The 15,819-nt window shown below is 41.6% G+C and carries 12 protein-coding genes; 7 read left to right on the top strand and 5 right to left on the bottom strand.

Going from position 1 to position 15,819, the window contains the following annotated elements; all coding sequences use genetic code 11:
* Positions 1–8: 8 nt before the first annotated feature.
* The gene (locus HKI82_RS01900; RefSeq protein WP_171137032.1) at positions 9–1,682 is read right to left on the bottom strand and encodes a DUF342 domain-containing protein; all 1,674 of its coding nucleotides are present in this window, start codon (positions 1,680–1,682) and stop codon (positions 9–11) included.
* A gap of 357 nt (positions 1,683–2,039) precedes the next feature.
* Between HKI82_RS01900 and HKI82_RS01895 the strand changes: the two genes are divergently transcribed.
* A complete protein-coding gene (locus HKI82_RS01895) occupies positions 2,040–3,704 on the top strand; it encodes an EAL domain-containing protein (protein ID WP_171137031.1) in 1,665 nt (554 codons plus the stop codon).
* Between the two features lie 59 nt (positions 3,705–3,763).
* Here HKI82_RS01895 and HKI82_RS01890 read toward each other — a convergent pair whose 3' ends face one another.
* Positions 3,764–5,794, bottom strand: coding sequence for a tRNA(Met) cytidine acetyltransferase TmcA (locus HKI82_RS01890; protein ID WP_171137030.1), 2,031 nt, complete (start codon positions 5,792–5,794; stop codon positions 3,764–3,766).
* A gap of 220 nt (positions 5,795–6,014) precedes the next feature.
* Here HKI82_RS01890 and HKI82_RS01885 point away from each other — a divergent pair, with 220 nt between their 5' ends.
* On the top strand, positions 6,015–7,046 hold the full coding sequence (locus HKI82_RS01885; protein ID WP_171137029.1) for an ABC transporter substrate-binding protein: 1,032 nt from the start codon (positions 6,015–6,017) through the stop codon (positions 7,044–7,046).
* 56 nt (positions 7,047–7,102) lie between these two features.
* Here the strand turns inward: HKI82_RS01885 and HKI82_RS01880 are convergent, their stop codons facing one another.
* Complete coding sequence (locus HKI82_RS01880) at positions 7,103–8,074, bottom strand: ParB/RepB/Spo0J family partition protein (protein WP_102939863.1); 972 nt, start codon at positions 8,072–8,074, stop codon at positions 7,103–7,105.
* A gap of 7 nt (positions 8,075–8,081) precedes the next feature.
* Complete coding sequence (locus tag HKI82_RS01875; protein ID WP_102939864.1) at positions 8,082–9,299, bottom strand: AAA family ATPase; 1,218 nt, start codon at positions 9,297–9,299, stop codon at positions 8,082–8,084.
* Between the two features lie 1,255 nt (positions 9,300–10,554).
* Here HKI82_RS01875 and HKI82_RS01870 point away from each other — a divergent pair.
* From HKI82_RS01870 to HKI82_RS01855, 4 genes are all read left to right on the top strand, one after another.
* The gene (locus HKI82_RS01870; RefSeq protein ID WP_042479542.1) at positions 10,555–12,531 is read left to right on the top strand and encodes a replication initiator protein RctB domain-containing protein; all 1,977 of its coding nucleotides are present in this window, start codon (positions 10,555–10,557) and stop codon (positions 12,529–12,531) included.
* 621 nt (positions 12,532–13,152) lie between these two features.
* A complete protein-coding gene (locus tag HKI82_RS01865; protein WP_042479543.1) occupies positions 13,153–13,350 on the top strand; it encodes a PA3496 family putative envelope integrity protein in 198 nt (65 codons plus the stop codon).
* A 204-nt stretch (positions 13,351–13,554) separates the two neighbouring features.
* Positions 13,555–13,764 carry a DUF3283 family protein gene (locus tag HKI82_RS01860; RefSeq protein ID WP_042479545.1) on the top strand — a complete coding sequence of 70 codons (210 nt, stop codon included), beginning with the start codon at positions 13,555–13,557 and terminating at the stop codon, positions 13,762–13,764.
* 72 nt (positions 13,765–13,836) lie between these two features.
* Positions 13,837–14,556 carry a YebC/PmpR family DNA-binding transcriptional regulator gene (locus HKI82_RS01855; protein WP_171137028.1) on the top strand — a complete coding sequence of 240 codons (720 nt, stop codon included), beginning with the start codon at positions 13,837–13,839 and terminating at the stop codon, positions 14,554–14,556.
* A gap of 13 nt (positions 14,557–14,569) precedes the next feature.
* On the opposite strand, the gene HKI82_RS01850 is transcribed toward HKI82_RS01855, so the two are convergent.
* Positions 14,570–14,824, bottom strand: coding sequence for a DUF2798 domain-containing protein (locus HKI82_RS01850; protein ID WP_102939866.1), 255 nt, complete (start codon positions 14,822–14,824; stop codon positions 14,570–14,572).
* Positions 14,825–14,906: 82 nt separating this feature from the next.
* Between HKI82_RS01850 and HKI82_RS01845 the strand changes: the two genes are divergently transcribed.
* The gene (locus tag HKI82_RS01845; protein WP_171137027.1) at positions 14,907–15,818 is read left to right on the top strand and encodes a LysR family transcriptional regulator; all 912 of its coding nucleotides are present in this window, start codon (positions 14,907–14,909) and stop codon (positions 15,816–15,818) included.
* The last annotated feature ends 1 nt before the right edge of the window (position 15,819 follow it).

Genomic DNA, 15,819 nt, shown 5'->3' with positions numbered 1-15,819 from the left:
CTCAAGATTTAAACGCCAACGTCTTCATCTTCCAGTTTCGAAGACACTTGGATTTCATATTGATTGAAAGAAAATATAGACGGGCCACGAACTCGTTTAGTCGTGACTTTTTCTTCGCCAAACTGAACCGTAACATGGGTAAACACCTTACTTTTCACTTCTACCGTGTTGGCAGCCATAGCAAGTTCGAACTCTTCATTGAGCAAATCAAGCGCGTTCTTTACTTTCTCTAAGCGTTCATTGGCTTTTTCTTTTCTATCATTAATCTCAAGTTCTTCTTCTTCGGTACGTTCAGCTTTAGGACGTTTCTTGAATTCCAGTTCTTTACGAATGGCATCCATCGTACCTTCTTGAGCTTGTTTGTATTGATCTTTATGGCTGGCTAAACGTTCTTTTAAACGGTTAAAATTGGCAAACGCTTCAAGGTGAGTCACGGTATCACCCTCAACACCTAAGTTGAGGCACACCACTTTTCCGCCCACTTTCGCGGTGCCACCGCTTAATGTCCCTTGAGTTTCTTTTTCATCAAGAACAACGAGATCTTTAGCGCAGCGAATAACGTTCCCCATGCTGTGTACAGCTAGATGAATGTCTTCGCCAGCTTGCAGCTCTGCATATTGAGCATAGTTAGCTTTAATTGAGCTTCCCGATTTAACCGTACAACTCTTTTCTTCACCTTCGGTTGCGGTGTGACCGATGATGCCTTTACCAACTTCAATATTACCTTGCGCCTGAACATCGGCGGATTCAATAAAACCACCGACCGTAACCGACCCTGTAGCACGTACAATCATCCCCGGTTCGATATCACCAGTGATCACTACGTTGCCCTTAAATTTCACATGCCCTGTTGCGACACTGACGTTGTTCAGGCAAATCGCGTTTTCGACGTCGATGGTTTTATTACGAAACACTGGCATACCGTTAATCGATGCCAACAGTAGATTAGGATTGGTAGGACTAATATGAGTACCATTACCTGCCACTAATGCAGCATCGACACCAGGTTTAGGAAGTAGAATTTTGCCTTGAACGGTGAAACCGGGTTCACCTTTGGTTGCAGGTTGGCGGCGCATGACTGGATCGTTTTCGCTAACGGTAATGGTTTCGCCTAAATCACGCATATCTATTTTGTCGTGACCTCTTACAGACTGAGGAGCAAGAACTCGCTTGTTGACATCTTCAACGAGTGGCAAGAACTTCGCGTCTTTACCATTTATTGCTTCTTTTCCTTGGGCAACAGGCTGAGTAAACGTCTCACCGCCAGCCAACTTATTGCTAACAACGAAGACTTTCTTCAATGCCGCTTTGTTGATGCCCTTTACCACGTTAGCGTCCGCCAAAGCTTGGATAATTTCACTACTTTGAAGCCCGCGGCCACCGTAGGCGCCGGTTACAACCATACTTGCGATCATGTCATGTTCGCTAAGTACTACTGATAAGCTTGCGTTACGTATTTCCGCGATGACAATACCTTCGTACGCTTCACCTTTGCCTTCACTGGCGCAATTGATGAAACGCGTTACTTCATCTTCCATTAAATAGAATTTAGAAGCGTCAAGATGCTGTAGCGCACTCATCAAACTTTCCTGAGTGAACTCTTTCTTGTCGAAATTACTATCCGTTAATTTAGCGACTACACGAGCTTTATCGTCCGTGAGCGTAATGACATCCTTCCACATACAACTAAACCTTTACGGTACACATAACCTTGGTTTCCAGTGTATCGAAACTGAGACGTATACCAAACATCCATATATTCAAACTAAGGCGTAAATCACCCTAAAAGTCATACACCTGCCATACATGCCTTTACAGTGTAAATTGCAGAGGCCGTACTCATTTATACAAGCAATACTTGAGCCACCTTATCCATAAGTGTTGAAACTAGCAACAACCGGATTCACCGCACAATATGAGCTAACCCGACCACATTAATGATATTAATGTAATTGATATAAATCATGTAACACCTGTATCATGTACGTCTACCGTACTGTAAACGTAAGCATTCAGCGAGAGAAAGGATATCCCTTGATATGGATGAATTGATCCAAAGACGTTTTAACAACATGTTTAATTCAGCCGTAGAAGGTTTATGGATGATGACGCCTGATGGGCAGGTCTCCTTCTACAATCAACGTTTTTATGAACAATTCGACATTGACTGCCAAACCACTCTTGATAACTGGATTCAGTTAATACACCCAGAAGATAGAAAACCCTTCAGCAGTAATGTGACTACTCACGTTCAAGCTGTTGGTGATAACAGCCGCGTCATTACCCAATACCGAGTAAAAAAGAAGGATGGTAATTACATCTGGATCGAAGGTACCGGAATCAATCAGGTGGATGATTCCGGTGAATATATGGTCGGTAACCATAAAGATGTCACTGAACAAAAAAAGCTGGAAGAATCAATTTGGCAATTAGCTTATTTTGACAAACTAACAGGTCTTCCAAACAAGGATAAGCTCACGTTAGATTTATCCAAGCGCACTTCCAGCGTTACGATGGTAACCATTCATTTCTCCGGCATTAAGTCGTACGTCAGTCAGTACAGCGAGTTCATCCTGACCGATTTCATAGCGAGTTTATTAGAGTGTTTCCACCTATTTAGCCGTTATGAATGCCAGTGTTATAGAAGCAGCTTAGATACCTTTTCAGTACTCATTGCGGAAGAATTATCCGACGAAGAACTGGGTAAGCTATCTAACGAATTTATCCATCTCTTCAAAACGACCACTCGCAACAATGTTTCTTATTTTGGTGATGCGTATATTGGTATATACGTTTGCCGAAATTGCAGCCTTTCATCACAAGAGATTATTAATTCCTCCTACCAGACGTGCGAGTATGCGGTTGAAAAATCGAAACTCAATTGGGTGATTTATAACGACCAAGTTAAACCAGAAGTCGACAAGTACTTTTATGTAGAAAACCATATCAAGCATGCGATCGAAAACAATGAAATTTCGATACATTTGCAGCCTATCGTTGATGCCAAAAGCGGCCAGTTGAAATCCTTTGAAGCACTCGCTCGCTGGGAAACAGAACAATTTGGTTTTATACCTCCCGATGAATTCATTCCGGTAGCAGAGGCTCTCGGTCTTATTTCTCTACTTGGTAAAAAAGTATTTTCTAAGTCAGCCGAATTTATCGTGCAATACAATCAGACTTGGAACTGCAATCTGAAAGTGCACGTCAATATTTCTGCTCTGCAACTATTGAAAGAGACATTTCCGGATAAGCTGTTAGCAATAACTCGCGAGAAAAACGCCAAGCCTGAAAACTTAGTTTTGGAATTAACTGAATCGGTTCTTATCGATAACAACCAACAAGTTTTAGAAGGACTCAATGAGCTGAACACCATGGGCTTTCCCTTGGCGATGGACGACTTTGGTTCGGGCTACAGCTCCATTACTTCTATTTTCAAACTTCCATTCAAATTATTAAAAGTGGATCGAGAGCTCGCTAATCAATCTCTCATCGAAAGCGAAGCTTTTGAATATCTGCAATTTTTGTCGACCTTGTGTGAAAACAAGAAGATGGAGATGACTATTGAAGGTATTGAAACCCAAGAGATGGTTGAGGCGTTCGTGCGTCTCAATGTTTGTTCATATCAAGGTTATTTAATCGCAAAACCAATGCCAGTTGATCAAGCAATGATGACAGATAGATTAAACAACCCAATTTTCAATTAAAAACCATATAAATCAGACAGATAAATTCAATTTACACTGTAAAGTTGCCACGCAAGATATTACTTTGCCAGTTTACAGTGTAAATCGTCGATTAACGCTAGTAGTTCTTTTCTAATATACGCTTCAACTTGCTTTCTGCCCGTAAGTTGATGTCTCTCGGCGCATTCCGTCCACGATAATCGCTGAACGACTTTTGAGATAAACAGCTCCGACAGAGATGTTACTCGCTCTCTTCCAATTGAAAAAGCGAATGACCGCAACCACACGGCGACACTTTCATAATTTGAACCACCAAGCGCGTAATTGTGAATAAGAGAGATGGGCGCTTGTGTATCAGAACATAGATTTTCGCTAAGCAAGGTTTTAACTAAATCAGGCTCCATCTCTTGCAGAGAATCAGATAATTCAAATTCAAAGTGCTGTGCGTGTCTTTGCTTCGCCAACTCAAGCCAATAGATGTTTTCACCTTTTACCATCAGCACAGAGTAACAACCACTTGCCTGATCTCGCTGAGAGCCGACTTTTATGGTTTGAAAGCCGCATTTTCGCCAGAAATTCACCAAAGCCGAGGTAGCCCCAAAACTCGTCGAAAGGTAATCACTGGAGCTCTGCAAAGCAAAGTTTTTTACCAACCTATAGCCGATGCTTTGATTCTGTACATCTGGATGAACCGCAATACGCATGATTCGTTGACTGCTTTGTACCGCTGCTTGCGCGAAACCAAGTTGATTCGCAATGGTGATGGGAGATAAGTGACCTTTAGGTCTTCGTTTTCCAAGTTGGATATCTTCAATCAGAGATTCGTCTAACGTCCCCTCTTCCACCGCTAGAATACATGCAAGCAAAACATTATGGTGCGTTGCTGTGTACACAGACATTTTTTCATCACCCAATAAATGAAATAAATCATTCGGTGACGTCTGATAATGAGCATTAACTAGCAAGCTAAAAATGCGATGGAGTAATGAAGGGTTATCCAACAGGTTCTTTTGAGTGACATGACTGAATTGAAGGCTTTCAACGTTAACTTCATCACTGACAGGTTGGAATTCAAAATCGAGTAAAAAGCTGGCTCGATGCCATGCTTCCAGCGGATCACCTTGGCTCCAGCGGATTGGCTGAGTCATGTTTTGTAGCTTCATGTCTGGACGAACGTCCTTTAGCCACGATTGAAACTTCAAAGAGAAACCTCGCCCACAACCCTCGTATCCATGAATGGTTGATGAAAACACAGCACGATGATAACGGTTTACCATCTGTTTCAACATGGGTAATGGCAAAGCGGCAGCTTCATCAACCAAGAGTAAATCACATTCAAATCGACTTCTTAATAACTCATCTGGCGCAATGAACCCTAGACTAGAATGTTCATATTCAACCCATCCTTTCTGGCCAGATGAACCCGCTAACAAGGTTTGCGCAAAATGAAAAACAGGGCTGACAGAAGCCATGCTTGGAGCTGTGACAACAATACGAATATTGCGTTCTGACATTAGCTTTGCAGCCGCCATCCCTAACGCACTGCTTTTGCCTCGTCCTCTGTCCGCGGTCAAAATCAGTGGGCGTTTTCTGTGTCCTGTCACGACTGTGACTATATTATCGACCGCGAGTTGCTGCTGAGAATAATCAATCTTATGCGCTTCTTTAGACACTGAGGGTAGGGAAGGTTGAATGTCTGGAGACATCACAATCAAATTGTCTAAAGCTTTTTTTAGCCATATTTCTGCAGGATTTTCAGAAAGAGTGTTTGCACCTAACACAAGCAAAATCCCACCACCGATAAGCGTTCCCAGTGCGGCGCTAAAACTGTTTGCATCCCATCCGGAGGACAAATCGCAAATCAGAAGATCGCACTCTTGCCCCAACAATTGCTGGCCTTTATTAAACGTAACATATCGGACGCCATCAAAAGCATCACCACCAAGTTGGAAAACGGTATTGCCATTTGAATCTTTCAGCCAATGTTGAATCAACGAATGATTCCATTCTTGCGCTCCTTGCAAAATCACACCAAAGCGATATTGGTGCTTGAGAGCAAGCTGACGTAATGACAACAAATAAGGTACAAATTGAGTGGTTTCAGAAGACATAACTTTACGCAATCAGTGAAAGTAATCGTATGGTAACACACCCCACTATTACACAATAAGCTCTGTTCAGGCTTGTATATAAAGCCTTGTTGGCTCTAACTATTTAAGGTCAAAAAAATTTTCCCTGACGATAAATTATATTTGCTTTATTGAGCAAACAATTTGCCTAATTATTCATTTGAACCCCAGTATGGTACTGGCTGTCAGGACTAGATTATTAATGAAGACTTTCATCAAAGGATTGGTATTAGCTGCAACAATTGGATCTGCTCAAGTAAGTGCAGAAATGCAGACGCTAAACGTTTATGCGTGGGGCGGCTATCTGCCAGAAACTTCGCTCAAAAAATTTGAAGAGCAAGAAGGCGTAACAGTTAACTACTCAACATTTGAGAACAATGAGTCAATGTATACCAAACTCAAGCTTCTTAAAGGTACAGGGTATGACGTTGTTTTCGCATCCGCTTATTTTATTGAGAAGATGGGCCGTGAAGGCTTGCTTGCAGAACTAGATCATAACCAAATTCCAAATATGAAAGATGCTCTGCCAGCACTACTTGGTCAAGCTCATGATCCAGAGAACAAATACTCTCTACCATACATCTTCGGTGTGACAGGTTTGAGCTACAACTCTGCAGCTCTTCCTGAAGGCGTAACTCGCTGGGCTGATCTATGGGATAAAAAATACGCTCAACAAGTTATGTTGATTGATGACATCCGTGACGTATTCGGTATGGCGCTAAAACTAAACGGTTACAGCATCAATACCAAGAACGAAAAAGAGATCGAAAAAGCGTATCAGTCGCTAGTAGAACTTAAAGATAACGTTCTACTGTACAACTCAGATGCACCACACGTTCCTTACGTGTCAGGTGAAGCTTCTGTCGGTATGCAATGGAATGGTAACGCATATCAAGGCCAAGTGGATATGCCAGAACTTAAATTCGTGTTCCCTAAAGAAGGTTCTGTGTTGTGGATGGATAACTTTACTATCCCGTCAGGAAGTGAACACAAAGCATTGGCGCACAAGTTTATTAACTTCATGTATCAAGCAGATAACCAGGCTGAAATCGTTAACAGCTTGGGCTACGCTTCGGCAACAACAACTGGCCGAGCACTGCTACCGGATGAGCTAAAAAACAACACCACTATCTTCCCGACGGACGAAGATATCGCGAACGGTGAATTCATTAACGACGTAGGTCCAGAAGCGCTAGCGATTTACGAGAAATACTGGCAACGTCTAAGAAACTAATCCTGTTTTAAACATGCTTAGATAAAAAAATCCCGCGAAACTCGCGGGATTTTTTATTAGTCGATTTTACTTTCTAAAAACTCGAGAATATCCGTCATCAAAGCATCGTCAATTTTCTTCAGGTTCAAGGTCAGATTATTGCCTTTACGCGCATAACTCACACGTCCCTTAATCAAGTCAACATTGTTGCTGACAGCACGTTTTGGCGGAACCAAATCGTGAATCCACTCTTCTAAAGTTTCCGTCACTTCTTTTGTGATTCGAGCAACACCTTGTGACTGACAACGCTGCCAAACAAAGCCTTCTTCTTCGTGGCACTTGTTTAACAGTGCAGAACGTTGCTTGTCGTTTAGCTCATTAAATTGCTTATGCAGTTTAACAATAGTCGGGCGTCCCAGTTCAACCACGTTAGGGTAGGCTTGCAATAACTCTAGAGGTAACGCCGCAGCTTTCAGAGCACCACTCACAAGAGCTTCACTACATTGGAACATCTTTGCCAGTGCTTTTTGATCTTCAGCTTCACCGCTATCCAGCTTAGCTTGCATCTCTTTACCCTTCTCATACAGAGAAAGAGGCTTATGAGCATTCGCCACATCAGACAAAAACTTCGCATGTTCTGCATTGATGTCATCCGCAACGTAAACAAGGAACTCTTTTTCAGCCAGAATACACGACATACGGCGACGGCTACCATCAAGAACTTCAATAGTTCCATCAGCCATACGGCGACCAACAGCCGGATATTGCTGCCCACGCTCACGTAACGTGCTTAGAATGTCAGACAGTGCGTGCTCATTTAAAAAGCTTTGTTCACGAGCATTTGCCGCGAATACTTGGGTTTTCGCTTCAACTTCTGCAGCAGGAATTCGCATCAGCTCGAACGTCACCATTTGTTCACCAGCAACGGCTAACTCAATAACTTGCGCCTGTTCTTTCGCTGCTGACTGAGCTTCTTTAGGCGTAGTTGCACGGCGCTTATCAACTTTACCAAACAATTTTGCATTCAGATCAGATGTCTTAATTGCCATAACTTACTTACCCCTGATTTAATGAAGTCCAATGACTGTGAAGAACACGCTCAAGCTCTAACGCGCTTTTCTGAACAGAATCTTGCGCGGTTGCTAAGGTTTTCTTACCGCCTTCAAAATCGCTCACAGTCAAATCAAATACAGTGCTATAGGTATCTGCACACGTTTCAAATGCGCGGCTACGTGGAATGGTTGCCATCATGACTTGGTCACCCAACAGATAGTTCATTTCCGTTAACACAGAAACCTGCTTCTTGTTGTCGTCTTCAAACATAGTCGGCATTAAACGAACAAATTCCAAGCCTTTCCAGTCGTCTGGGAACATCTCGTAGACCGTTGGCAAATGTTGGAAGAAGTTAACCGTTGAAGCCCAGTCTAGGCGCTTAGCCGCACATGGAATGAGTAAGGCATTAGACGCATACATAGCGTTCCATACCAGAGGGTCAACGTGTGGACCGGTATCAATCATGATGACATCGAAATCATCACCAATTTTATCAATCAGCTTATCTTTCAACAGACGAACGATATCAAGAGACTGATTTTGAGATAGGTATTGCCACGCTTCCGCGTTGAACATCGCATCTTCTGGAAACGCAGAAATGGTCTTCAAGTTCGGATATTGGGTTGGAAGTAGTACATTCTTATGCAAGAACTCTTTATCCACTTCTACATCTTCAGGAACGTTGTCCAACATAACATCGACTGCAGAATAAATGTTGCTATGTTCAGTCACGCTAATTTGTGGATTTAAGAACAAACGCAATGAACCTTGCGGGTCCAAGTCAATAAGACAGATGCGGTAGCGTTTATCCAAATTCAGAGCTAAACAAGCGGCTAAATGAACCGCTGTCATTGATTTGCCCGTACCACCTTTTTGGTTCTGTACGTTGATAATCCACGGTTTATTTTCAGAATTCTTTTTACGTTCATGGAATTTAGGCACGCCCGCCGCATCCATGAGCATATGAGCTTCAGATAAAGAAATGGAGTAATGGTTAGCGTTATTCTTAGTGAATTGGTGGCCAGCTTCTTCCATTTTGGCAATCGCTTCGTCCAACTTACGTCGAGTTAAACCAGAGCGAGTTTCCATCAAAGCTTTTGACATCGGAGGAAAATGCTCATCACGACGTTCTTCTAAAACAATCTCAATACGGTCAGACTGCACCTGTTGTGTTTGCTCGGCGAGTTTGTAGAGATTATCGATTGTTTGTTCTCTTTTCATAGCCAATTTCCGTTATTAGTTTCTTGCAAAAGATTGTACAGCATTGAGCTTAATTTACAATAAAAAGGTGAACAATCACTTTTAGATAAAAATCACATTAAATTGACAGAATAGTATCATTTAAATGAATGAGCGATGAAATGGTCAAAAGTGAGTCTGATTACAACGTTTATTTACTCGCACAAAGTTAGGTAAACCGTTTTAGATTTAAAATATTACAGTGTCACTTATTTACAATGTAAACCGGAGATTAACTTTAAAATCTATTTAGATTCTCTCGGAACGATTAAAGACAGCGAATAAATTACGGTAGGTGTAAATTCAACTGGGAGATTATCTATCAAAGTTATTTGACCAAGAAAATAAGTAACGAATCAGGCAGCTTACTTAGTAATATATTTATCAAAAATAAATAAGGAAGCATGATCAAGGTATAAATGATGATCATAGTTCCGAAGATTTCAGACACAACAGGAACGATGATCAAGGATTCTGGTTAGTGATTTTCTTCAACGAACATATTTGATCTGAAGATCCATTTTCGGATCAATGATCAAGAGATATACATCGTTCGGAAGCATGAAAAAAAACGACCAAACTACGGTACATGTCAGTTGTAGTAGGGGATTTAGTCAATTTCGATGGTACAGGTATACGATTCATTGCAAATTAGAACGACAACGGTCGGATATGAAATATTCCATGATCATGCTTTCGACGACTCCCTATGAATAACGCTTGTACACCGAGTGTTCGTTGAATATGCATTTCCATTTTATACGATGAAAATTCGTTCAATAAATGGCTTTTATTTGAAATCCTTGATCATGCGTCCAACTCAATTTCGTCTAAAAACGGCGATGTAAAATGGTGGAACAATAAAATACAGATTCGAACTGTGGATAACTTGTGAACCCACCATGATCATGCTTTGAGATTTGCTTTGATCATTCATTCGAAATCATCATGATCATAGTTCTAAATAATATTGATCATGCTTTCAAAGAGTTAATGATCATGGTTTCGGGAAAGTTATGATCATGCTTCTGAAAGCTAAAAACAAATCTATATTAAATACAGTGAGTTATAAGTAAAATCTCACTCAGATCATATGATCACTCTAATCACTATTAATCATTATCATCAAAAAGATCAGTTATTTAAGAGCAATAACTTTTTCTTTATTTATGATCTTTTTTTCTTTATTCTTTTGGAACTATAGCGATATTACGGTTAGTGTGGGATAGATCTAATAATGGCATCAGAAGAAAAAATACTGATCAAAGCACCCAGAAGCCACAAAGATGGACATCTTTTTGCCGTTTCTGAATCTGCGATCGATTGGATAGAGCAGTATCAACATTTTAAGGGTGTGACGAAAAGTATTATCGAACTGCTTAATCTTATCTCACTTCGTGGCTTTAGCAGTAAAGATGGATTGGTATCAACAACGGAATTGATCGATGCAACCGATGGTCAACTGACACGAGCAGCCATTCAGCAAAGACTGCGGGCGGCTGTCAGTATTGGTTTGTTTCAACAAATCCCAGTGAGATTTGAAGAAGGCCTAGCTGGTAAAACCATGCTTCACCGTTTTATTAATCCAAACCAGCTTATTTCTGTATTGGGCTCCACAAGCTTAGTAACTGAATCTGTTAAGCAATCAGAAAAGCAAAAACGTTCTAAAGCGCTTGCTCAAACACAGGTCAATAAACGACTGCTTAATGAACATGGACTCAATACGCCACCAGCGATGAAAGATGAAACCGAGCAGTTCGTTGTTTCACCAACAAACTGGGCAGGGATCATTGATCAAGCGTTGGCACCACCAAGAACACGAAAAAGCTACCAAAAATCAATGGTTTCTATTTCTGGTACCCGAGCGGTAATCGAGACTCGTTCATCAAAGAACATCATGACGGTTGATGATCTTATGACGTTGTTTGCTCTGTTTACGCTTACAGTACAATACCATGATCATCACCATGAAGATTATCAGCTCAATGCCAGCCACGTGCCAAACAAGACACCGCTCTACATCACAGACATTCTTTCATTAAGAGGGAAGAAAGACAGTGGCCCTGCGCGTGATTCTATTCGCGACAGTATTGATCGTATCGAATTTACCGACTTCCAGCTGCATGAGTTAACAGGGCGCTGGTTAAGCGAGAACATGCCTGAAGGCTTTAAGAGTGATCGGTTCCGTTTCTTAGCGAGAACGATCACCGCTTCAGAAGAAGCGCCAACAGAGGGAAGTGATGGTGAAATCAGGATCAAACCGAATCTGTACATTCTGGTTTGGGAGCCTTCGTTTTTCGAAGAGCTGATGACTCGTGATTACTTCTTCCTGTTCCCGCCTGAAATTCTGAAGCAACACACACTGGTCTTCCAGCTGTATTCGTACTTCAGAAGCCGCATGTCACGCCGACATACAGACGTGATGATGTTAAGCGAACTTAATCAGAAGCTTGCGCGCAATATCGAGTGGCGCAGATTCTCAATGGATCTGATCAGGGAACTGAAACGTCTCTCTGATGGCAAAGGCAATGACGATCTGTTTGTTGTTAACCTCTGGGGTTACCATCTGACGATCACTACCTCGATCGATAAAGGGAAAGTTGTCGATTACCAAGTGGATATCAAGTGCGATGTTGAAGAAGTTTTACGATATTCACGAGCGAAGATGACGAATGCCGGTAAACGTAATATGGCGCCAACCTTGCCGAACCCGCTTCGCCATGAAATGGTATCGAAACAGAAGTTGGCTGAACTCTCTGAGATCATCGATGGTGAATTTGAACCTATCCAACGTAAATCACCCTCTCCAAGAGGCAAATTGGGACGTCGAGTAAAACAGCGTAAGCACTTAGTTGAAATCAATGCTGATGAGATCACCATTACTTTATCTAAGTACACCTCGTCAGAAGCCCTAGAACGCAGTATAAGCGCGTTAGCAGCTATGACCGGACACGCACCTTCATCAATCAGAGAAGAGTGCTTAGAGTTGATTGACAAGCTAGATTGGCTACGAGTGGATGATCAAGTCATACCTTATGAGACTTTGAGTAAGATGATCGAGCTGTATAACACCCAGAACGAGAACAAGCATCTTTCGATCGAACGTTTGATCTCTGGTCTAGCGGTTAGAAGAAAAGTTTGTAAGCAGGTTTTTGACGGACATTTGGATGAATCTGTGTTCAGAGCACTTGATGAAGTGGCTATTGGGATTTAACTCAACAAATGAACAGACTTTAAACATAACGCTGACATATGCCTGACAATATCCCCGAGCTTGTTGGCTAAAGTTACAAGCGAATAGACAACCTTTTGCCCTATCTGATGAATTTAAAGATTGGCTCATATTGTTACATTCATTCTGAATACTTTTTATCGAGTTCTCCCCAAGGACTCGATTTTTTTTGCCTGAAATTTGAGTTATCTGATCAATCTTCCATGATCATGCTTTCGTGTTTATCGACATTACCTTGATCATTTTTCCGGATAGCGAGTCTCCAATGAAAAATACAGAGGGTTTCTTAGTTAAAAATGCTTTATGAAAAGGCGTGAATAGTAAGCAATTTCTGAACATTTTTTGATAAGAGATAAATAGCGAATGTCGAGAAATGACGGGGCTTTGGAGAGAGAAAATTTGCGCTGGATCAGGTTGGATTTTTCGCAGTGAATTCTCTAAATGTACTGCCAGATTTCAGTTGGTACAAAATATAATTGAGATATTTATAAATTAGATTTCTGAACTATCGCCTGAATCACATTCTTGCTCAAATGTACTTAACACCGATTTGGTCCTTTGCTACAGATTACATGTCCTTGCATGGTTTGTTCGGAGGTTACAATGTCCATTAATTCTATTAACCATGATGAAATCACTGGCATCACAGAAAAGTGGGACTTCAAAGAAGAAGTTGATACTCAGATTCCAGTAAGCAAACAAAAATCAGCGGAAGCTCGTCGTCGCATTGAAGCATTAAGAGAGATCCGTGAAAGTGGCTTGTCTATTGAAGAAGCAAAGGAACTAGGACTCCTTCATTAAGATACTCACTTGCTAGGTTTACAAGGGTGGCTTTGGCCACCCTTTCTATTTTGTGGGTATTCGACCTAATATCAAATTTTCACCTAATTCACTTTTTTGTACGCTTAGTAACGAAAGTCATAGAATCCGACATTTTTGACTCTTAATTTTTGCCATTCCTATGCTATATTTCGCCCCATGTTTTTATCGACTGTGGGTTTACTAATGTCTTTCAACCTTGCTCTGCTTGATGCGAATGAGAAAAACAAAATAGAACTGGATAAACAGGCTTCTTTTTTGATTTGGAAAATGAAGCAGGCAAAAGGCGGACCGGAAGAGATTACTAAGCATCTAACCACTCTGACTTCTGAACAAGATAAAGAATGGTTTCAACAGTCGGTGGACAAATACAAAAGGGTTATGGGCGTCATGTAATGCCCACCTAAGCAGAAACCTCACTTTCTGCATGAATCCGTCGCATTAAATTGAACTAGAGAGAACATCCCGATGGGAAGAAGTTTCGAAGTGCGCAAAGCCTCTATGGCGAAAACTCAAGGCGCAAAAATTAAAGTTTACTCAAAATACGGTAAAGAGATTTACGTTTGTGCAAAGAATGGTGGTATCGACCCAGACATGAACTTGTCTCTACGCCATCTGATCAGCAAAGCTAAAAAAGACCAAGTACCAGCACACGTTATTGAAAAAGCGTTAGATAAAGCTAGTGGCGGCGGCGGTGAAGATTACCAACCAGCTCGTTACGAAGGTTTTGGCCCTGGCGGTGTAAGCGTGATTGTTGACTGTCTAACAGACAACGGCAACCGTACATTCCAAGACGTACGCCAATGCTTCGTTAAGACTGGTGCTAAAATCGGTACTCCTGGTGTTGTTGCACACATGTTCGATCACCAAGCAGTATTCCAGTTCAAAGGCGACGATGAAGAAGCGGTACTAGAAGCATTGATGATGGAAGATGCTGACGTAACGGATATCGAGCTTGAAGACGGCGTAATCACTGTATTTGCTCCAAACACAGAGTTCTTCAAAGTGAAAACGGCATTGAATGCAGCATTCCCAGACCTAACTCTTGATGTTGAAGAGATCACTTTCGTTCCTCAGAACCAAAGCCCAATCTCAGGTGAAGACGCAGAGAAGTTCCAGAAGTTCCTAGATCTACTAGACGACTGTGACGATGTTCAGCAGGTTTACCACAACGCTGAAATCCAATAATGAAAAACCGAGCTTAGGCTCGGTTTTTTGCTTTTATGTCACATGAAACTTTAGGTTCTGCTAACCAGAATGCCAGTTTCCTGATCTGAGGGAGGGCGGTTAGGTTTAGTAACAACGCTAACGGCCAAGCAATAAGGAAGCTGTTGAGCCAGTTTGCAGGCCATTCGCTACTAAACCCGATTTTATATCCTGACAGTACACCAGACATAATAAGCGCCATCGTGAATGATGAAAGTAATGCTGTGTACCAAAATTGTTTTTTATTCATGAAATGTTATCAAGCTGTTTAATAAATCTAACAATCAGGATATAACTGTCTAGAACTGAAAAATAGAACTAAGAAAAGAACTATGAATTCCATATTTGGAAACGTTGATGACCTCTACCTGTTCTTTTGTGTGGTGGAAGAAGGCTCTCTTCTGGCTGCTTCTAAAAAATTGCAACTCCCGCCATCTACCATGTCTCGCAGGCTGTCCGCGTTGGAAAGTCGTTTAAATTTACGACTACTCGAAAAGCAGGGCAGAGAACTTGTTGCTACACAGACCGGAAAGGAAACTTTTCAAGCAATACGCAGCGGCATGGAAAACCTAGAGAGCACGTTTACTCAGATCATGACTCATAGTCAGGAAATTGCTGGCAGCATCCGGCTAGCTATCCCTCATAACTTCTACCGAGCATTTGTTGGTGACGTAGTAGAGGACTTTATAAGAAAACATCCGAAGGTGAATGTAGAACTGGCTTTGAGCCAGGAATACTCTATGCCGGAAACAAATCGAGATCTTCTAATGACGTTTGATTTGTCTGGTTTGGATGGCATGGTTGCTAGACCGCTGTTTCGTGCTCAGCACGGATTTTTTGCTAGCCCAGAATATTTAGAAAGAGTGGGGCCAATACAAACATTGGGTCATTTGCAAAAATTGGATTGGCTATCTGTCGACAGGCAGCGTGAAGTGCCCGTTTACCAAGATGACGAATTCATTCAAGTTTTACAAATTAAGCCTAAATTAGTCATTAATGACATTAACGCTATTGCGGGAGCTGTGGTGAGAGGCTTAGGTGTAGCTTCACTACCATATCGACATATTTCAAAGGATATGAGGGTCGTACAGGTTCTACCGCACTATCATCGCAGTGATAAACAAGCTTATTTAGTTTATAAAGAACGAAAATATCAGCCTAGGGCTCTTACTTTGTTAGTTGAAGCTCTTTTGGAGGCTTCGGCTATGTTGAAGCATGGTAAGCCCGTTGTTCAAGGAGATTAAA

This window comes from Vibrio plantisponsor, from assembly GCF_013041605.1.
GTDB lineage: Bacteria > Pseudomonadota > Gammaproteobacteria > Enterobacterales > Vibrionaceae > Vibrio > Vibrio plantisponsor.
Note: the sequence above shows the minus strand (reverse complement) of the source record. Positions and strands in the feature narration are given on the sequence as shown.